Origin of the sequence: Streptomyces sp. bgisy159 (assembly GCF_965341775.1) — a bacterium.
Taxonomy (GTDB): domain Bacteria; phylum Actinomycetota; class Actinomycetes; order Streptomycetales; family Streptomycetaceae; genus Streptomyces.
Genome location: NZ_CBDQZH010000024.1, coordinates 24052 through 41679 on the forward strand (window position 1 = coordinate 24052; position 17628 = coordinate 41679).

General features: G+C 71.6%; 20 protein-coding genes. 9 read left to right on the plus strand and 11 right to left on the minus strand.

Annotated elements, in window-relative coordinates:
- Window positions 1-302: 302 nt before the first annotated feature.
- The 3 genes from fomD to ACSLTV_RS22455 all read right to left on the minus strand — a co-directional run bounded on the left by fomD (window position 303) and on the right by ACSLTV_RS22455 (window position 2890).
- Window positions 303-998, minus strand: a complete 696-nt coding sequence (gene fomD / locus ACSLTV_RS22445) for a cytidylyl-2-hydroxypropylphosphonate hydrolase (protein WP_435612770.1) — start codon at window positions 996-998, stop codon at window positions 303-305.
- Window positions 999-1070: 72 nt separating this feature from the next.
- Window positions 1071-2468 carry a class II fumarate hydratase gene (locus ACSLTV_RS22450; protein WP_432134784.1) on the minus strand — a complete coding sequence of 466 codons (1398 nt, stop codon included), beginning with the start codon at window positions 2466-2468 and terminating at the stop codon, window positions 1071-1073.
- Between the two features lie 104 nt (window positions 2469-2572).
- A complete protein-coding gene (locus ACSLTV_RS22455; RefSeq protein WP_432134785.1) occupies window positions 2573-2890 on the minus strand; it encodes a hypothetical protein in 318 nt (105 codons plus the stop codon).
- Window positions 2891-3056: 166 nt separating this feature from the next.
- Between ACSLTV_RS22455 and ACSLTV_RS22460 the strand changes: the two genes are divergently transcribed.
- Both ACSLTV_RS22460 and ACSLTV_RS22465 read left to right on the plus strand, forming a co-directional pair.
- Complete coding sequence (locus ACSLTV_RS22460; protein ID WP_432134786.1) at window positions 3057-3305, plus strand: GntR family transcriptional regulator; 249 nt, start codon at window positions 3057-3059, stop codon at window positions 3303-3305.
- Between the two features lie 90 nt (window positions 3306-3395).
- Window positions 3396-4037 carry a hypothetical protein gene (locus ACSLTV_RS22465; protein WP_432134787.1) on the plus strand — a complete coding sequence of 214 codons (642 nt, stop codon included), beginning with the start codon at window positions 3396-3398 and terminating at the stop codon, window positions 4035-4037.
- A gap of 87 nt (window positions 4038-4124) precedes the next feature.
- Here ACSLTV_RS22465 and ACSLTV_RS22470 read toward each other — a convergent pair whose 3' ends face one another.
- Entirely contained in the window at window positions 4125-5792 is a 1668-nt protein-coding gene (locus tag ACSLTV_RS22470) for a fumarate hydratase (protein WP_435612771.1), read from the minus strand.
- Between the two features lie 156 nt (window positions 5793-5948).
- On the opposite strand from ACSLTV_RS22470, the gene ACSLTV_RS22475 reads away from it, so the two are divergent.
- On the plus strand, window positions 5949-6692 hold the full coding sequence (locus tag ACSLTV_RS22475) for a DUF1707 SHOCT-like domain-containing protein (RefSeq protein WP_432134789.1): 744 nt from the start codon (window positions 5949-5951) through the stop codon (window positions 6690-6692).
- 124 nt (window positions 6693-6816) lie between these two features.
- On the plus strand, window positions 6817-7194 hold the full coding sequence (locus tag ACSLTV_RS22480) for a WhiB family transcriptional regulator (RefSeq protein WP_432134790.1): 378 nt from the start codon (window positions 6817-6819) through the stop codon (window positions 7192-7194).
- 281 nt (window positions 7195-7475) lie between these two features.
- On the opposite strand, the gene glpX is transcribed toward ACSLTV_RS22480, so the two are convergent.
- On the minus strand, window positions 7476-8510 hold the full coding sequence (gene glpX, locus ACSLTV_RS22485) for a class II fructose-bisphosphatase (RefSeq protein ID WP_432134791.1): 1035 nt from the start codon (window positions 8508-8510) through the stop codon (window positions 7476-7478).
- A 126-nt stretch (window positions 8511-8636) separates the two neighbouring features.
- Here glpX and ACSLTV_RS22490 point away from each other — a divergent pair, with 126 nt between their 5' ends.
- Window positions 8637-9164: a DUF4245 domain-containing protein gene (locus ACSLTV_RS22490; protein WP_432134792.1), complete on the plus strand. Its 528-nt coding sequence runs from the start codon at window positions 8637-8639 to the stop codon at window positions 9162-9164.
- A 65-nt stretch (window positions 9165-9229) separates the two neighbouring features.
- On the opposite strand, the gene ACSLTV_RS22495 is transcribed toward ACSLTV_RS22490, so the two are convergent.
- The 3 genes from ACSLTV_RS22495 to xseA form a co-directional block, all read right to left on the minus strand.
- Window positions 9230-9820, minus strand: a complete 591-nt coding sequence (locus ACSLTV_RS22495) for a malonic semialdehyde reductase (protein ID WP_432134793.1) — start codon at window positions 9818-9820, stop codon at window positions 9230-9232.
- A 139-nt stretch (window positions 9821-9959) separates the two neighbouring features.
- Window positions 9960-10214, minus strand: a complete 255-nt coding sequence (locus ACSLTV_RS22500) for an exodeoxyribonuclease VII small subunit (RefSeq protein ID WP_432134794.1) — start codon at window positions 10212-10214, stop codon at window positions 9960-9962.
- A gap of 108 nt (window positions 10215-10322) precedes the next feature.
- A complete protein-coding gene (gene xseA / locus ACSLTV_RS22505; RefSeq protein ID WP_432134795.1) occupies window positions 10323-11546 on the minus strand; it encodes an exodeoxyribonuclease VII large subunit in 1224 nt (407 codons plus the stop codon).
- A gap of 180 nt (window positions 11547-11726) precedes the next feature.
- Between xseA and ACSLTV_RS22510 the strand changes: the two genes are divergently transcribed.
- The 3 genes from ACSLTV_RS22510 to ppgK all read left to right on the plus strand — a co-directional run bounded on the left by ACSLTV_RS22510 (window position 11727) and on the right by ppgK (window position 14210).
- Window positions 11727-12191, plus strand: a complete 465-nt coding sequence (locus ACSLTV_RS22510) for a hypothetical protein (RefSeq protein WP_432134796.1) — start codon at window positions 11727-11729, stop codon at window positions 12189-12191.
- A gap of 176 nt (window positions 12192-12367) precedes the next feature.
- A complete protein-coding gene (locus ACSLTV_RS22515) occupies window positions 12368-13411 on the plus strand; it encodes a 4-hydroxy-3-methylbut-2-enyl diphosphate reductase (protein ID WP_432134797.1) in 1044 nt (347 codons plus the stop codon).
- Between the two features lie 52 nt (window positions 13412-13463).
- A complete protein-coding gene (gene ppgK / locus ACSLTV_RS22520; RefSeq protein WP_432134798.1) occupies window positions 13464-14210 on the plus strand; it encodes a polyphosphate--glucose phosphotransferase in 747 nt (248 codons plus the stop codon).
- A gap of 335 nt (window positions 14211-14545) precedes the next feature.
- On the opposite strand, the gene ACSLTV_RS22525 is transcribed toward ppgK, so the two are convergent.
- A complete protein-coding gene (locus tag ACSLTV_RS22525) occupies window positions 14546-15052 on the minus strand; it encodes a DUF6542 domain-containing protein (protein WP_432134799.1) in 507 nt (168 codons plus the stop codon).
- Between the two features lie 648 nt (window positions 15053-15700).
- Here ACSLTV_RS22525 and ychF point away from each other — a divergent pair.
- Complete coding sequence (gene ychF, locus ACSLTV_RS22530; RefSeq protein ID WP_432134800.1) at window positions 15701-16789, plus strand: redox-regulated ATPase YchF; 1089 nt, start codon at window positions 15701-15703, stop codon at window positions 16787-16789.
- A 127-nt stretch (window positions 16790-16916) separates the two neighbouring features.
- On the opposite strand, the gene ACSLTV_RS22535 is transcribed toward ychF, so the two are convergent.
- Window positions 16917-17309 (minus strand): DNA-binding protein, encoded by a 393-nt coding sequence (locus ACSLTV_RS22535; protein WP_279560030.1) that lies wholly within the window; start codon window positions 17307-17309, stop codon window positions 16917-16919.
- The gene (locus ACSLTV_RS22540) at window positions 17309-17560 is read right to left on the minus strand and encodes a hypothetical protein (protein ID WP_018845686.1); all 252 of its coding nucleotides are present in this window, start codon (window positions 17558-17560) and stop codon (window positions 17309-17311) included. The genes ACSLTV_RS22535 and ACSLTV_RS22540 overlap by 1 nt, the downstream gene beginning before the upstream one ends.
- Window positions 17561-17628 lie beyond the last annotated feature (68 nt).

Here is a 17628-nt window from a genome sequence, read left to right on the forward strand (position 1 = left end):
CCCCGCCCGGCGGGCGGACGACGGGAAGGTGACGGCGAGGTCCCGGTGCGGCTTTGCCCGCCGAAGTGCCGATACCCGCAATACGTGTCCCGGGAACGGATTTCCGGAGTGGTCGGAGGATGTTCCCGTGCCACCGGTGGTCCGCGCGCGGACCGGACCGGTCGTGTCCTCGTACCCCTCGCTCACGTCCTGCCGCCCCTCGGTGACGTTCGGTCAGACCCGGCGCCTGCTCCCGGAGTTGCCTCGGTGCGCCCGTGCGGAGGACGATCCTACGTTTCCTGCACCGGGGCGCATCAAGGGTCTCATGAGGACATGCGCGCGGGCGTACGGTCCCAGTCCTCGGGCAGCGAGGGAACCCCCCAGGACGGATCCGGACGCCAGTTCTCCCAGTTGTCCGAGAACGGCGGCCCCCAGGAGCGGATCGCCTCCACCGCCCGCAGCCCCGCCCGGCGCACCCGCTCGGCGAGGCCGGCGTCCATCAGCCCGTCCCGCTGGGCCTGCGCGAACTCGTCCTCGTCCCGCCAGTGCCAACTGCGGTCCGAGTGCACGGAGATGTCCAGGAAGTGGTCCTCTGAGTCCACCCCGCCCGCCCAGCGGACGAGCGGCTCCTCCAGGTTGACGTACCAGTTCTTGAACCGCCAGCCCGGCTCCCAGAACAGCCACACCGACCACGGCTCGCCCGGCCGGGCCAGCTTCAGCACCCCGGTGCCGAACCAGTGGTCCAGCTGCACGGAGCGCGGCTTGGTGTAGCGGGTGGCGAGGGGCTCCTGGTGCAGCGGGGTGCCGTCCGCGAGGACCGGCTTCACGCACTGGGTGCCCGGCGCCATCCACACCGCCAGCACGTCCTCGTCGTCGCGTACGACGGTGACGGGGCGGGCGATGTGGAAGCGCGGGCCGGCGTTCTCCCGGTAGCGCCACAGGATGTGACTCCCCGGCGCCCAGTAACCCGCCGGTCCGCTCGACCGCGCTTCCCCCGTCACCGCTCCACCGTCTGCCATGCACAGATATTAGGTGCCCACTCCATCCGACGCTGCGGTGTCCGTCACGGTTCACACGGCGGGCACCGCCGGTTACGGGCGCGTCATCCGCAGCACGTCCAGCGCCTCGTCGAGCTGTTCCGCGGTGAGGTCGCCGCGCTCCACGTAGCCGCCCTCCAGGACGGCCTCGCGGATGGTCTTCCGCTCGGCCAGCGCCTTCTTGGCGACCTTCGCGGCCTCCTCGTACCCGATGTACTTGTTGAGCGGCGTCACCACGGACGGCGACGACTCGGCGTACTCCAGGGCGCGTTCGCGGTGGGCGACGATGCCGTCGACGGTGCGGTCGGCGAGCAGCCGGGAGGCGTTGGCGAGCAGCCGGACCGACTCCAGGACGTTCTTGGCGATCACCGGCAGCATCACGTTCAGCTCGAAGTTGCCGGCCGCACCCGCCGTGGTGACCGTCGTGTCGTTGCCGATGACCTGCGCGGCGACCATCAGCACCGCCTCGGGGATCACCGGGTTGACCTTGCCCGGCATGATCGACGACCCGGGCTGCAGATCGGGCAGGCTGATCTCGGCGAGCCCGGTGCGCGGCCCGGAGGACATCCAGCGCAGATCGTTGGCGATCTTGGTGAGGCCGACCGCGACGGTCCGCAGCTGCCCGCTGGTCTCCACGATGCCGTCCCGGGCGCCCTGCGCCTCGAAGTGGTCGCGTGCCTCGGTCAGCGGCAGCCCGGTGACCCGGGCCACCTCCGCGATCACGGCGGCGGCGAAGCCGGGCGGGGTGTTGATCCCGGTGCCGACGGCGGTGCCGCCCAGCGGCAGCTCGGCCAGCCGGGGCAGGGACGCGGTCAGCCGCTCGATCCCGTACCGCACCTGGGCCGCGTACCCGCCGAACTCCTGGCCCAGCGTCACCGGGGTGGCGTCCATCAGGTGCGTACGGCCCGACTTCACCACGTCGGCGAACTCCGCCGCCTTGCGCTCCAGCGCGGCGGCCAGGTGGTCCAGGGCCGGGATCAGATCGCGGGTGACGGCGGCGGTGGCGGCGATGTGGATGGAGGACGGGAACACGTCGTTGGACGACTGCGAGGCGTTGACGTGGTCGTTGGGGTGCACCTGACGGCCCAGCCGCTCGCTCGCCAGGGTGGCGAGGACCTCGTTGGTGTTCATGTTCGACGAGGTCCCGGAGCCGGTCTGGAACACGTCGACCGGGAAGTGCTCGTCCCAGGCGCCCCCGGCGACCTCGTCGGCCGCCTCCCGGATCGCCTCCGCGACCTCCTCGTCGAGCACTCCCAGCTCCGCGTTCACCTTCGCCGCCGCGCCCTTGATCCGGGCCAGGGCCTCGATGTGGGCCCGTTCGATGCGCTGCCCCGAGACGGGGAAGTTCTCGATCGCGCGCTGGGTCTGCGCCCGCCACTTGGCGTGCGCCGGGACCCGGACCTCGCCCATCGAGTCGTGCTCGACGCGGTAGCTCTGCTCTTCGTCGGCCACTGCCGATCACCTCCACGAGTCACAGCATCCGGAACGTGACAACTGTTCCCCGTGGAGGCGGACGAAGACGGGCGGAGGTGGACGGGGTGGACGGGGCGGGCGGGTTACGCCTCGGACGTTTCGAGGTGCGCCAGGCGTTCTCCCCGGAGTACGGCGACCCGGATGACGTCGTTGAGCAGGTGCCCCAGGAAGCGCACGCCCTTGCGCAGCTCCTCGACGGTGGCCTCGGGACGTCCGGCGTCCAGCACGGCGCCCGCGCCCTGGTCCAGGGCGGTGGCGACGATGTCCTCCTCGGTGGCGTCGGCGAGGCTGTTGATGAACCCCTTCCCGTGGGGGACGAGGCAAGGCTTGCCCTCGGGGGTGGTCCAGGGGAGGCGGCGGAGGCCGGGGGGAGGGGCGAGGGAGGGTAGGTTGTCGGTCATCGTCGGCGACTCCTTGTCAGTCGTGGACGGCAGGGCCCCAGGACGGCTTGCTCCCGGACTGGGGCCCGTTTGCGTTGTCACAGCCTAACTGCGTCATGCTGCAGTTGTCTGCAGATTAGCGCAGCCTGACCGGGCGTACTCCTGTACGCCGCCGCAGCATGGCCTCATGACCGACGTTGAGGGACTTCCGCTCTACCGCTGGCAGGAGATCGCCGCCGACCTGCGCGAACAAATCCGCACGGGACGGCTCCCGATCGGTGCCAGACTCCCCGGCGAGCGCCTGCTCTGCGAGGAGTACGGCGCGGCGCTGGGCACGATCCGGCGCGCCATCCGGGACCTCAAAGAAGAAGGGCTGGTCGGCGTGCTGCCGGCCAAGGGAACGTACGTCCTGCGCAAGCCCTCCGCGGACGCATAGCGCTCTGGCGCACAGTCGCGCCGGGTCGAGCGGGGTGTGGGGCCCTTAAATGCCGGCACTCTGGCCGAGGCATCCGCCTATGCTCCCCTGGTGCAGCCGCATTCCGACCGCAGCAATCCGTTGACCAGGGCGTTCCCGGCCGAACTCGCAGGTGATGCTCAGGCAGTCCTGGCGGTGATGCCCGATTCCCGGCTCCCGCCGCACGGCTCCTTCTCGGCCGCTGTGGAGGGCAGGCAGGTCGTGATCCCCGAGCGCCTCTACAACGACGAGCCGTCGGCCGGCGCGGTGGCGTCGCTCTCGCCGCGCCAACGGCAGCTTCTGCACTGCCTGTACTCCCGGCACTGCGACGGGATGGTCAGGCAGCGCCACCTGGAGAAGGTCGTGGGTTCCACGGACCCGTGGGTCATCCCCTTCGTCGTGCGGCTGGTCGGCGAGTACGTTCTGGAGATCCTGGTCTCCCTCTGCGATGAACTCCGCGATCTCGCCACGCCCGGTACGTGCGGCCACCTCGCCTACGGGCAGTTCCTCGTGGACAACCCCGCCTTCTTCGCGCGCACCCAACGGCGGGTCGTGAGCTACTGGAACTGCCACTACCGGGGCATGTACGCGAGTTTCCGGGGCTACCCGGGGTGCACTCTCCTCGACCTCCTGCGGTCCGCTGCCTCCGACAGGGCGGGCCGTCCCTGGCCCAGCCTCGCTCCGGCCGGCACCCGGGTGGACGGCTACTGCTAGAGGACCTGCCGCAGCCGCTGCCCTTCCGAGCGGCGAAGAGCCCCCGGCCGGACCGGCCGGGGGCTCCTGCTCTGCGGGAACGGGGGGTCAGCCCAGCCCGGGTCCCCGGACCGGGATCGACGTGAAGGTCGGCGCGGGGGCCGGGTCCTTGAAGAAGTCGTTGCCCTTGTCGTCGACCACGATGAACGCCGGGAAGTCCTCGACCTCGATCTTCCAGACGGCCTCCATGCCGAGCTCCTCGTACTCGACGACCTCGACCTTCTTGATGCAGTCCTGCGCGAGGCGCGCGGCGGGGCCGCCGATCGAGCCGAGGTAGAACCCGCCGTGCGCGGCGCACGCGTCGGTGACCTGCTGCGAGCGGTTGCCCTTGGCCAGCATCACCTTGGAGCCGCCCGCCGCCTGGAACTGCTCGACGTAGGAGTCCATGCGGCCGGCTGTCGTCGGGCCGAAGGAGCCGGAGGCGTAACCCTCGGGGGTCTTCGCGGGGCCCGCGTAGTACACCGGGTGGTCCTTCAGGTACTGCGGCATCTCCTCGCCCGCGTCCAGCCGCTCCTTGATCTTGGCGTGCGCGATGTCGCGGGCCACGACCAGCGGGCCGGTCAGCGAAAGCCGGGTCTTGACCGGGTACTTGGTCAGCTCGGCGAGGATCGTCTCCATGGGCTGGTTGAGGTCGATCCTGACGACGTCCGAGGCGCCGTCCAGGTGCTCGTCGGTCGTGTCCGGCAGGAAGCGCGCCGGGTCGGTCTCCAGCTGCTCCAGGAAGACGCCCTCGGCGGTGATCTTCGCGACGGCCTGGCGGTCGGCGGAGCAGGACACCGCGATGGCGACGGGGCAGGAGGCGCCGTGCCGGGGCAGCCGGACCACACGCACGTCGTGGCAGAAGTACTTGCCGCCGAACTGCGCGCCGATGCCGATCTTCTGGGTCAGCTCGAAGACCTTCTCCTCCAGCTCCTTGTCCCGGAAGCCGTGCCCGAGCGGCGAACCCTCGGCGGGGATCTCGTCCAGGTAGTGCGCGGAGGCGTACTTGGCGGTCTTCAGCGCGTACTCGGCGGACGTGCCGCCGACCACGATCGCCAGGTGGTACGGCGGGCAGGCGGCCGTGCCCAGGGAGCGGATCTTCTCCTCCAGGAACCTCATCATGGACGCCTCGTTGAGGACGGCCTTCGTCTCCTGGTAGAGGAACGACTTGTTGGCCGAGCCGCCGCCCTTGGCCATGAACAGGAACTTGTAGGCGCCGCCGTCGGTCGCGTACAGCTCGATCTGCGCCGGGAGGTTGGAGCCGGTGTTCTTCTCCTCCCACATGGTGAGCGGAGCCATCTGCGAGTAGCGCAGGTTGAGCTTGGTGTAGGCGTCGAAGATGCCCTCGGACAGGGCCTTCTCGTCCTCGCCGCCGGTGAGGACGTTCTGCCCGCGCTTGCCCATGACGATCGCCGTGCCGGTGTCCTGGCACATCGGGAGCACGCCCGCGGCCGCGATGTTCGCGTTCTTCAGCAGGTCCAGGGCGACGAACTTGTCGTTGGCGGACGCCTCGGGGTCGTCGATGATGCGGCGCAGCTGGGCGAGGTGGGCGGGGCGCAGGTAGTGCTGGATGTCGTGGATCGCCTCCTCGGCCAGCTTGCGCAGCGCCTCCGGCTCCACCTTGAGGAAGGTCCGCCCGTCGGCCTCGAAGGTGGAGACACCCTCGGAGGTCACCAGCCGGTAGGGGGTGGTGTCCTCTCCCATGGGGAGCAGATCGGTGTACGCGAACTCAGGCATCTCGCCCATTCCTCACTCACGGCAGACAGCGGCTGGCAGTCATTGGCAGCGCCCACCAGCGTAGAACCTGCCGCTGACAGCTCGTCTGTGAGGTAGGGCTCAGTCGGTCCCGGAGGAGGGGTGTCGCGATCTATCGTGTTTCGCTACGCTGCTGTCGTGGACCTTCAGAAGCAGCCCGCCCCCGCGACCACTCCCCCCGCCTCCGCGGCAACTCCCGCCGCCCCCGCCCCCGCCCCCGCTCCCGCGCCGGCCGCCGAGCTGCGTGCCTCGGACGCCGACCGGGACAGGATCGCCGACATCCTGCGCGAGGCGCTGGCCGAGGGCCGGCTCAGCCCCGAGGAGCACTCCGAACGTGTGACGGGCGCCCTGGCCGCCAAGACGGTCGGTGAACTGGACGTGTTCATACGCGACCTGCCCGCCGCCCACGCCCGCCGCGCCACCACCGCCGGCCCGCCGAGCCGCCCCGCCCCGGGCCCCCTGCCGGCCGGCCCGTACGACAACGTCGTCGCGGTCTTCAGCAGCGCCGCCCGCCGGGGCCGCTGGCGCGCGGGCCGCCGGATCCACGCGTACGCGATCTTCGGCAGTGTCGAGATCGACCTCAGCGAGGCGCTCTTCGAGTACCAGCACATCGTCATCAAGGCGTTCTCGCTCTTCGGCAGTGTGGAGGTGTACGTCCCGGAGAACGTGTCGCTGCGCGGTACCGGCGGCGGTGTCCTCGGCAGCTTCGAGGTGGACACGATGGACGCGCCCGAACCCGACGCGCCCGTGGTCTACCTCGACGGCTGGGCGGTCCTGGGCAGCGTCGAGGGACGGCCGCGCCGCGGCAGGCTGGTGGCGGACATCCTCGACCGGGTGCACCGCAAGGTGGACCGGAGCCTGCGCAGGCATCTGGACCGCTGACGGCCGGGACCGACAACGACCTTGCGGGGCACGGCGGTTGGGAACTCACTGCATAGGCACGCGTACAGCGGGTAGACCTTGCTGCATCGTCTCTCGCTCGCGAAGCCGTCGTCAGGAGTAGACCGTGCTGCAACCGCCGCATTCGTCCCTGCAGGTAGCTGCTGTTCCGGCCCCGCGGGTGCCGGCGCGCGACAGGGACCACGACGCCCCGTGGCACACCGAGGCGGTGTGCCGCCGCGACGAGGCCGGCCTCTTCTTCGCGCCCTCCAAGGAACCGACCGCCGCCCGGCTCTCCCGTGAGGAGGCCGCCAAGCGTGTCTGCGCCCGCTGCCCGGTCATGGTCGAGTGCCGCGAGCACGCCCTGCTGCAGCCCGAGCCCTACGGTGTCTGGGGCGGCCTGACCGCCGCCGAGCGCCGCGTGGTGCTGGCCCGGCGCCGCCGCCGCGAGATGGAACTGAAGAAGGCGGCGCGGACGACCGCGCCGATCGCCAAGGCCGGCTGAGCCCCCGGCACCCGGCGCGCCCGCCGGACCGCGCCCGCAGGCACCCGGGGCGCCCGCCGGACCGCGCCCGCCGGACCCCGTACAGCCGGACCGCGTGCCGCCGGGCGAGGTGCCCGGCCGGGCGCGCACCGCCCGCCGCGTCCCGCCCGCCGCGTCCCGCCGGGCGCATCCGGGCCACTCAGCCGCCGTCCGGCGACGGCCTCCGGTACGCGGAAGAGGTGCCCTCACCGCACTGAGGGCACCTCTTCGTCGTGGAAGGCGGCCGTCGGGCCGCCCTCGGGCTACTTGGCGCGGTCGAAGTCGATCGCGCTGTAGGCCCGGAGCTTGCTCAGACGGTGCTCGGAGTCGATCCGCCGCACCGTCCCCGACTTCGAGCGCATCACGATCGACTCGGTCATCGCGGTCTCCGACCGGTAGCGCACGCCGCGCAGCAGCTCGCCGTCCGTGATCCCGGTGGCGACGAAGAACACGTTCTCCCCGGTCACCAGGTCCTCGGTGGTCAGCACCCGGTCGAGATCGTGCCCGGCGTCGATCGCCCGCTGCCGCTCCTCGTCGTCCTTGGGCCACAGCTTGCCCTGGATCGTGCCGCCGAGGCACTTCACCGCGCAGGCGGAGATGATGCCCTCGGGCGTCCCCCCGATGCCGAGCAGCATGTCGACTCCGGTGCCCTCGCGCAGTGCGTAGATCGAACCGGCGACGTCGCCGTCCGAGATCAGCTTGATGCGGGCGCCGGCCTCGCGGATCTCCTTGATGATCCCCTCGTGGCGGGGCCGGTCCAGGATGACCACGGTGACGTCCTCGGGCGTGGCCCGCTTGGCCTTGGCGACCCGCCGGATGTTCACCGACACGGGCGCGTCGATGTCCACGAAGTCGGCGGCCTCGGGACCGGTCACCAGCTTGTCCATGTAGAACACGGCGGACGGGTCGAACATCGACCCGCGCTCGGCGGCGGCCAGCACCGCGATCGCGTTGGGCATGCCCTTGGCCGTGAGGGTGGTCCCGTCGATCGGGTCGACGGCGATGTCGCACTCGGGGCCGGTCCCGTCACCGACGTGCTCTCCGTTGAAGAGCATCGGCGCCTCGTCCTTCTCGCCCTCGCCGATGACGACCACGCCGTTCATCGAGACGGTGGAGACCAGGGCCCGCATGGCGCGCACCGCGGCGCCGTCGGCGCCGTTCTTGTCACCGCGCCCCACCCAGCGGCCCGCGGCCATCGCCGCGGCCTCGGTCACCCGGACCAGTTCCAGGGCGAGGTTGCGGTCGGGGGCCTCGGAGGGCACATCGAGTTCGGACGGCAGATGATGATTCTCGGTCATCGGAGCGCACCTTTCTGATACGACGACGGCCGGATGAGGGTTGCGCCCCGACTCTATCGTCAGTCCGACAAAATGAGCAGGGGACCCCACGGATGAGCGGACCGGGCACCTGCGACGATAGGGGGCGTGGCAGGTTCGACAGGCAAGCAGAAGACGGTCCGGGACATGATCCTCTCCCTCGGAGTGATCATGATCGCGGCGGCGGTGATCTACGTGTTCGTCCCGCACGACGACAAGGACCCCGACCTCCCGCGCGTCGACTACCGGGTCGAACTGCTCACGGCCCGCCGCGCGGCCTCGTACCCCGTGGCCGCCCCGGAGGGCCTGCCGGACGCCTGGAAGGCCACCTCCGTACGCTTCAGCGGCGCCGACTCCGACAGCTGGCACCTCGGGTTCCACGCCCCGGACGGGGAGTACGTGGGGATCGAGCAGTCGACGACCGGGAAGCGGGCCGAGTTCATCGACGAGGCCAGCCAGGGCGCGCGCGAGACGAAGACCGTCGAGGAGATCGACGGCCGCACCTGGACCCGCTACACCGGCGGCCGCTACGACGCGCTGGTCCTCAAGGGGGACGACGGCTCCACCACGGTGGTGGCCGGCACCGGCTCCTTCGAGCAGCTGACGACGATGGTCAGGGCGCTGAAGATGGCGTGAACCGCAACTGACACGTAAGGGGCCACCGGCATGCCGGTGGCCCCTTCGGGTACGCGTCCGCGAGGTCAGACCGTGGTGACGACCTGGTCGAACGTCAGGCGCGGGGAGCGCGGGTAGGACGCGTTCTCGCCCGGCCTGCCGATGTTGACCACCATCAGCGGGGTGTGGTCGCCGTCCAGGAACTCCTTGCGGACGCCCTCGGCGTCGAAACCGGTCATCGGGCCCGCGGCCAGGCCGGCGGCGCGCACGCCGACGATGAAGTACGCGGCCTGCAGCGCGGCGTTGAGCGCGGCGGAGCCCTCGCGGACCGGGCGCTCGGCGAAGAAGGCGTCCTTGGCCTGCGGGAAGGCCGGGAACAGCGTGGGCAGCTCCTCGTGGAACTCGTTGTCCGCGGAGAGGATCGCGACCAGCGGGGCCGCGGCCGTCTTGGCCCGGTTGCCCTCGGCCATGTGGCCCACCAGGCGCTCGCGGGCCTCGGCGGAGCGGACCAGGGTGATGCGCAGTGGGGTCTGGTTGAAGGCGGTCGGGCCGTACTTGACCAGGTCGTAGATCGCCTGGACCTGCTCCTCGGTCACCGGCTCGTCGGTGAAGGTGTTCGCGGTGCGGGCCTCGCGGAACAGCAGGTCCTGGGCGGCGGGGTCAAGAACGAGAGTCATGCGTGAACTTTCCTCGGGTGCGTGTCCGGATCCGGGCACGGCCGGACCGGCTTACGTCCTCGACGGTACGCAAGATCTGTTCAACCTTCAACAAAGCCCGGGGTGGGGTGACCCACCTCACAGCCGCCCGGCGGCCCCGCTACCCCTTCCCTTTGCCGGAGTCCGCATCGCCCACCGCGCCCTCGGTCTCCTCCTCGGCGAGCGCCGCGTCCAGCCGGGCGCGCGCACCCTCCAGCCAGCGACGGCACACCTTCGCCAACTCCTCGCCGCGCTCCCACAGCGCCAGGGACTCCTCCAGCGTCGTGCCGCCCGCCTCCAGCCGGCGCACCACCTCGACCAGCTCGTCCCGCGCCTGCTCGTACCCGAGCGTCGCCTCGTCGGCCTTTCCCGTCATGCCACCCATCCTTGACCGCCCGTTCCCTCAGAGCCTCTCGGCCTTCTCGGCCTTCTCGGCCTTCGCCTGCCTTCGCCTGTCGGCCGTCGCCTGTCGGCGGTCGCCTTCTCAGCCGTCGCCTTCTCGGCCGTCGACCCGGACCGTGAACTCGCCCTCGGCGACCCGCGCGCGCAGCGTCTCGTCCGCCGTGACCTCCTCCGGATCCCGGACCACATGCCCGTCCGCCCGCTGCAGCACCGCGTACCCGCGCCGAAGCGTCGCGGCGGGGGAGAGGGCGACCACGCGCGCGTGCGTGTGCGTCAGCTCCGAGTCCGCGCGGTCGAGCAGATGGCCGAGGCAGCGGCGCCCGCGGTCGGTGAGCGACGCCACCTGGTCCGCCCGCTCGTCGATCATCCGGTGCGGGTCCTGTATCGACGGGCGGGCCAGCGCATGGGCCAGCCCCCGCTCCTCGCGCTCCACGAACGCCCGCACGCACCGCCGCGCCCGGTCCCGCAGCACGTCCACGCGCTGCAGCTCCTCCCCGACGTCGGGCACCACCTTCTTCGCGGCGTCCGTCGGCGTCGAGGCGCGCAGATCGGCCACGAAGTCCAGCAGCGGCTGGTCCGGCTCGTGCCCGATCGCCGAAACCACCGGAGTACGGCACTCGGCGACCGCGCGCACCAGCTGCTCGTCGGAGAACGGCAACAGGTCCTCCACGCTGCCCCCGCCGCGCGCGACGATGATCACGTCCACGCCGTCCAGGCCGTCCAGCTCCTTCACCGCCTGCACCACCTGCGGCACCGCGTGCACGCCCTGCACGGCTACGTTGCGCACCTCGAAGCGGACCGCCGGCCAGCGGTGCCGCGCGTTCTCCAGCACATCGCGCTCGGCGGCGGAGGCCCGGCCGCAGACCAGCCCGATCAGCTGCGGCAGGAACGGCAGCGGCTTCTTGCGCTCCGCCGCGAACAGCCCCTCCGCGGCGAGGGACTTCTTCAGCTGCTCCAGCCGGGCCAGCAGCTCCCCGACGCCGACCGGCCGGATCTCCGCGGCCCTGAGCGACAACTGCCCGCGCGGCGCGTACCACTCGGGCTTGGCGTGGACGACCACGCGCGCGCCCTCGCCGACGACATCGGCGACCGCGTCGAACACCTGCCGGTAGCAGGTCACGCTGACCGAGATGTCGTACGACGGGTCGCGCAGCGTGAGGAACACCACGCCCGCGCCCGGGCGCCGCGACAACTGGGTGATCTGACCCTCGACCCACACCGCGCCGAGCCGGTCGATCCACCCCCCGATGAGCCGCGAGACCTCGCCGACGGGCAGCGGGGCGTCCGCGGACGTGTTCACAGCCATGCCGGTGAGCGTAACCGCCGCCACCGACAACGGGTCAGGCCGTCGGACACGCGCGCGTGGCGGGCGCGGACAGGGTGGGTGCGGCGTGGCGGCGCCCGGCACGGGCGGGAGATCTCTAATTTCGAGATCGTGACAAGATGTGTAAAACGCATGAAAAGGGTGCTGGTGCAAGGGGTTCGAGTGGATGGTGGTGACGGCGGGAGGGCAGGAGCACGTCGGCTGCGGGGCGCGCTCCTCCTGACCGGCGGCGCCACCTGCTCCCTCGCCCTCGCCCTCGCGGCGACGGGACCGGGCAGCGCCGTCGCCCACGGCGCCGCCGCCTCCTGGTCGTCGGGGAGTGAGGGCGGAGTGGCGGGATCGCCGAGGCCGTCGGGCGGTGCGGGGCGGCCGTCGGAGAGCGCCACCGGCGACAGCTCGCCGAGACCGGCCGGGAACGGGACCGGCGCCACGCCCGGCGAGAGTGACGGCCGTGCCCACGGACCGGACCGGAGCCGCCGGCCCCGTCCCGGGCCCGGCGGTCACCTCGCCGGGACCGGCACCGACCGCACCCCGCTCCTCGCCCTCGGCGCCGTGGGCGCCGGACTCGCCGCGGCCGGTGTCGCCCTGATGGTCTGGAGCCGCCGCCGGGACCGCCACCGGAGCTGAACCGACGGGACGCGAACGGAACGACAGGACTCCGTCGGCTTCCAGCTTCGTGAAGCATCCGGTCCGGAGTTGCGTCGCGTGAAGACACGGTGCGGAGTTCCGTGAAGACACGGTCCGGAGTCTCCGGGAGCACCCGGTCCGGCGTGCTCACCGACCCGCCGGGTGCGGCCCGTACGATGGGGACCATGACAGCTTCGCCTGGCCGCCGTGTCCTGCTCGCCGCCCCCCGGGGCTACTGCGCCGGCGTGGACCGCGCCGTGATCGCCGTCGAGAAGGCCCTCGAACAGTACGGGGCCCCCGTCTACGTCCGGCACGAGATCGTGCACAACAAGTACGTCGTGCAGACCCTGGAGAAGAAGGGCGCCGTCTTCGTCGAGCGGACCGAGGAGGTGCCGCCCGGCAACATCGTGATGTTCTCCGCGCACGGCGTCGCCCCCGTCGTCCACGAGGAAGCCGAGCGCGGCCGTCTCGCCACCATCGACGCGACCTGCCCGCTCGTCACCAAGGTCCACAAGGAAGCCGTCCGCTTCGCCAACGAGGACTACGACATCCTCCTCATCGGACACGAGGGCCACGAAGAGGTCATCGGCACGTCCGGTGAAGCCCCCGACCACATCCAGCTCGTCGACGGCCCGGGCGACGTCGCCAAGGTCGAGGTCCGCGACCCGTCCAAGGTGGTCTGGCTGTCCCAGACGACGCTGTCGGTCGACGAGACCATGGAGACCGTCGACGCGCTCAAGGAGAAGTTCCCGCAGCTGATCTCCCCGCCCAGCGACGACATCTGCTACGCCACGCAGAACCGTCAGCTCGCCGTGAAGCAGATGGGCGCCGAGGCCGACCTGGTGATCGTGGTCGGCTCCCGGAACTCCTCCAACTCCAAGCGGCTCGTGGAGGTCGCCAAGCTGGCCGGCGCCCGCCAGGCCTACCTGGTGGACTTCGCCGACGAGATCGACGAGGCCTGGCTGGACGGTGTGACGACGGTCGGCGTCACCTCCGGGGCCTCCGTGCCCGAAGTGCTGGTCGAGCAGGTCCTGGAGTGGCTCGCGGAGCGCGGCTACGGCGACGTGGAGATCGTCAAGGCGGCCGAGGAGTCCATCATCTTCTCGCTGCCCAAGGAACTCCGCCGTGATCTCCGCGAGGAGGCGGCGACGCTGGTGGCCGAGCGCGGCGGCAGCGGGCCGGCACAGGCCGTCACCGGGCGCGCGGCCACCGGCGAGTGACGTTCGACGACCACGCGGAGTGACCGTCGGTGGTCCGTCGTAACGTGGAGCCATGCAGATCTTCGGCGTGGACATCGGTGGATCCGGGATCAAGGGCGCCCCTGTGGACCTGGACAGGGGCGACCTGGCGGAAGAGCGCCACAAGGTGCTCACCCCGCAGCCCGCGACGCCCGAGGGCGTGGCCGACGGCGTGAAACAGGTCGTCGACCACTTCGGCTGGACGGGCCCGGTCGGACTCACCTTCCCGGGCGTCGTCACCGACGGGTCGACGATCCGGACCGCCGCCAACGTCGACAGGAGCTGGATCGACACCGACGCACGGGCGCTGTTCGGCGAGCGGCTGGGCGGCCTGCCGGTGACGGTCGTCAACGACGCCGACGCCGCGGGCGTCGCCGAGATGAACTTCGGCGCGGGCAAGGACCGCCGGGGCACCGTCATCCTGCTGACCTTCGGCACCGGCATCGGCAGCGCGGTCTTCGCCGACGGCGTCCTGCTGCCCAACACCGAACTGGGCCACCTGGAACTGAACGGCCACGACGCGGAGAAGCGCGCCTCCAGCAAGGCCAAGGAGGACGGCGAGCTGACCTGGGAGCACTGGGCACGCCGCGTCCAGAAGTACCTCGCCCACGTCGAGATGCTGTTCTCCCCCGAACTCTTCGTCATCGGCGGCGGCGTCAGCCGCAAGGCGCACAAGTTCCTGCCCCACATCCAGGGCATCAAGGCGGAGATCGTCCCGGCCCAGTTGCAGAACAACGCGGGGATCGTGGGAGCGGCGATGCGAGCGGCGACGGGTGAGTGACGGGCGTGCGGCGGGCGTGCGGCGGGCGAGCGCTGTGCGCTTAGGGGCGCCGGGACGGTAGCGACGTCCGGCAGGCAGGGGCGCGGCGTCGGCCGGGTCCTGGCCCGGGCCGCGGAGGCGCCGCGCCGTGGAGGCGTCGGGACGCGAGCCGCGGGGTCGCCGGGCCGTCGGGCCGTCGGGCCGCTTGGGTATCGGGGCGCTTGGCCCTTGGGGGCGCCGGGTCGCCCGGCCATCGGGGCGCCGGGCCGCTGAGTCGGCGGGCCGTCGGGGCGCCGGGCCGCTGAGTCGGCGGGCCGTCGGGGTCTCGGCCGCCGCCCGTCCGCTCCCCGCCCGGGTCAGCGGGGTGCCGCCGCCCCTCCGCTCCGCGCCCGCCGACGGATACCGGCCAGGTGCACGCGCCGTACGAGCACCGTGAGCGCGGTCAGCAGCGTCCCGCCGTAGAGCCAGGCGGCCTGGGTGGCCAGGGCGGTCATCAGGCCCATCAGCCACGGCCCGACCCCGCCGTCGCCCTCCGCCAGGGGCGTCAGCCCCACGACGAACGCGATCGGCACGACCACGGGCGCGGCCACCAGGTCGCCCCGCCGCACCCACAGCGCCGTCAGCAGGCACACCGGCAGGAACAGCACGCCGTACGCCGTCAGCGACGCCCCGAAGAGCAGCCGGTCGAGGGCCGCGAACCCGAGCATCAGCGCTCCGCTGAGCAGGCCGCCTCCGAGCCCGGTGAGCCGGGGGTTCGGCAGCCGCCGCAGATCCCGTACCAGGGGCGGGGCGGGACGGCGCCCGCCCGGCGGCGTCGCCCGCGCCGTACGCTCCGCACGCCCGGCGCGCCCAGCACTCCGCACGCCCCCCGTGGACTCCTTGCGCCCCGTGCGGCGGGGGCCGCCCGCACCGGCGGGGTGCGCGGCGGAGGGCCCTCCGGTGACCGCCGGTCGCCGACGGCGCGGCTCCCCGCCACGTGGCTGCGGCGTGCGCGGTGCCCGGGCCGGCTTCCCGTCGCGCGCCGGGTGAGACGCCGGGGGCACATCCGGGCCGGACGGCCCCCGCCCGGACGACGACCCGGCAGCCGGCTTCCCCGCCCCCCGTCCGTCGCCCGAGGGCTGCCCGCCAGAAGGCCGCCCCCGACCCGGTCGCCCGCGCTCCGGCCCGTCGGACTGCCGGCCCGCCGTTTCCCGCGGACCGTCGGCCCGTTCCACCCCTGGACCCCCGCTTCCCGTTCCCACGCGCGCGGAACCGCCCCCCTCGCGGCCCGTCTGGGGCGGCAGCGGCGGGGGGTTCTGTCGCGTTCCGTGGTGCGGGGGCCGCGTTCCGTTTTGCTCCACCGGACCAACTTAGGTCTGTTTATGTGCCGAATCGGGGGTCAGACACGCCGGGGCACAGAGCTTGGCCAAGCGTTCGACCGGTCCACCGGGGCGCGGCCGGGCACGCCGTAGACTGGTGGATCGGCCGGTCCTCTGGCCCCCTGGCCCTCACCACATACGGGAAGTCGCAACGTGTCGCTCACGATCGGAATCGTCGGTCTGCCCAATGTCGGCAAGTCGACCCTGTTCAACGCCCTGACCAAGAACGACGTGCTGGCGGCCAACTACCCGTTCGCCACCATCGAGCCGAACGTCGGCGTGGTCGGTGTCCCCGACGCCCGCCTGACGAAGCTCGCGGAGATCTTCGGCTCCCAGCGGGTCCTGCCCGCCACCGTCGACTTCGTCGACATCGCGGGCATCGTGCGGGGCGCCAGCGAGGGTGAGGGCCTGGGCAACAAGTTCCTCGCGAACATCCGGGAGTCCGACGCGATCTGCCAGGTCATCCGCGCCTTCAAGGACGAGAACGTCGTCCACGTCGACGGCAAGGTCTCGCCGAAGAACGACATCGAGACCATCAACACCGAGCTGATCCTGGCCGACCTGCAGACCATCGAGAAGGTGCTGCCCCGCCTCCAGAAGGAGTCGCGGATCAAGAAGGACCTCGCGCCGAAGGTCAAGGCCGTCGAGGAGGCCAAGGAGATCCTGGAGAAGGGCGACACGCTCTTCGCCCACGGCATCGTCCAGGGCACCGAGCGCGCCGAGCCGCTGCACGACCTGCACCTGCTCACCACCAAGCCCTTCCTCTACGTCTTCAACGTCGACGAGGACGAGCTGACCGACGAGACCTTCAAGGACGAGCAGCGCGCCCTGGTCGCCCCCGCCGAGGCGATCTTCCTCAACGCCAAGCTGGAGGCGGACCTCGCCGAGCTGGACGAGGACGAGGCCCTGGAGCTCCTCCAGTCCGTCGGCCAGGAGGAGCCCGGCCTCGCCACCCTGGCCCACGTCGGCTTCCGCACCCTCGGCCTGCAGACCTACCTGACGGCCGGCCCCAAGGAGTCCCGCGCCTGGACCATCAAGAAGGGCGCCACCGCCCCCGAGGCCGCCGGCGTCATCCACACCGACTTCCAGAAGGGCTTCATCAAGGCCGAGGTCATCTCCTTCGACGACCTGGTCGAGACCGGCTCGGTGGCCGAGGCCCGCGCCAAGGGCAAGGCGCGCATGGAGGGCAAGGAGTACGTGATGCAGGACGGGGACGTGGTGGAGTTCCGCTTCAACGTCTGACGCTATGTCAATACCTGTGCCCGACCCGCCTGTTGCTGGGTCGGGCACAGCTGTATATCCGCAGTGAGTCCTCGATCCCGCGATGCGGTGACAGCGTTTGGCCGGGCGGCATGGCGGCGATGCGGTCTCAGACCTTGACGACCTCCACGGAAGGGCCGCACAGGAGTGTCAGATCCTCGGGGTCGGAGGTGAGGACGGTGACCGGTTGGGGCGCGTTGCGGGCGATGGCGGCGAGAGCGGCATCGATGGCGTACTTGTGGCCGTGAAGGTGATGGGTGCGAAGGAGGACTGCGGCCCGGTCGGTGATCTCCTTGGTGACGTCGTGGACGTCGACGCGGGAGAGGACCCACTTGATGCGGGCCGGGTGAATGCGCTCGTAGTCGGCCTCAAGCGTGGTCATGGCGCTGGTGGCGACTCGGACGCCCTCCTCCGACGCCGCCTGGACCAGGGCCACCACGGTGCGGTCCTTGCGGTAGAGCTTCGAGAGTCCTTCGCTGTCGAGCAGGAGGGTGCCGGGCATCAGGCGGCGGCCCCGCCGGCCTGCCGGTGGTCGTGGCGCAGCAGCGCCCGGGCGGCCTCGACTTCCTCGCGGGTGAGGGCTTCGTTGTCGGTCTCGAAGTCGGCGACGATCTCCCGCAGCTTGTCCATGGCGACCCTCTGTTCGAGAGCCTCGGCGACGTAGGCGGAGAAACCGCCGGGCCCGACATGGGCGCGTACGGCCTCGGCGAGATCCTCGGGCAGGCTGATCGAATACTTCCTACTACCGCTCATGGTGCCAATCCTACCGGTGGTCGTAAGTCTGGGGGTGTGAATGACTGTCCCGAGGTTCGGTCGATCAG

Bases quoted from the DNA above. Each gene is read 5' to 3' on its own strand.
- ACSLTV_RS22515 (WP_432134797.1), top strand. From the start codon at position 12,368: ATGGGGACCATGACAGCTTCGCCTGGCCGCCGTGTCCTGCTCGCCGCC.
- ppgK (WP_432134798.1), top strand. From the start codon at position 13,464: ATGCAGATCTTCGGCGTGGACATCGGTGGATCCGGGATCAAGGGCGCC.
- xseA (WP_432134795.1), bottom strand. From the start codon at position 11,546: ATGGCTGTGAACACGTCCGCGGACGCCCCGCTGCCCGTCGGCGAGGTC.
- glpX (WP_432134791.1), bottom strand. From the start codon at position 8,510: ATGACCGAGAATCATCATCTGCCGTCCGAACTCGATGTGCCCTCCGAG.
- ACSLTV_RS22540 (WP_018845686.1), bottom strand. From the start codon at position 17,560: ATGAGCGGTAGTAGGAAGTATTCGATCAGCCTGCCCGAGGATCTCGCC.
- fomD (WP_435612770.1), bottom strand. From the start codon at position 998: ATGGCAGACGGTGGAGCGGTGACGGGGGAAGCGCGGTCGAGCGGACCG.
- ACSLTV_RS22500 (WP_432134794.1), bottom strand. From the start codon at position 10,214: ATGACGGGAAAGGCCGACGAGGCGACGCTCGGGTACGAGCAGGCGCGG.
- ACSLTV_RS22535 (WP_279560030.1), bottom strand. From the start codon at position 17,309: ATGCCCGGCACCCTCCTGCTCGACAGCGAAGGACTCTCGAAGCTCTAC.
- ACSLTV_RS22460 (WP_432134786.1), top strand. From the start codon at position 3,057: ATGACCGACGTTGAGGGACTTCCGCTCTACCGCTGGCAGGAGATCGCC.
- ACSLTV_RS22455 (WP_432134785.1), bottom strand. From the start codon at position 2,890: ATGACCGACAACCTACCCTCCCTCGCCCCTCCCCCCGGCCTCCGCCGC.
- ACSLTV_RS22470 (WP_435612771.1), bottom strand. From the start codon at position 5,792: ATGCCTGAGTTCGCGTACACCGATCTGCTCCCCATGGGAGAGGACACC.
- ACSLTV_RS22495 (WP_432134793.1), bottom strand. From the start codon at position 9,820: ATGACTCTCGTTCTTGACCCCGCCGCCCAGGACCTGCTGTTCCGCGAG.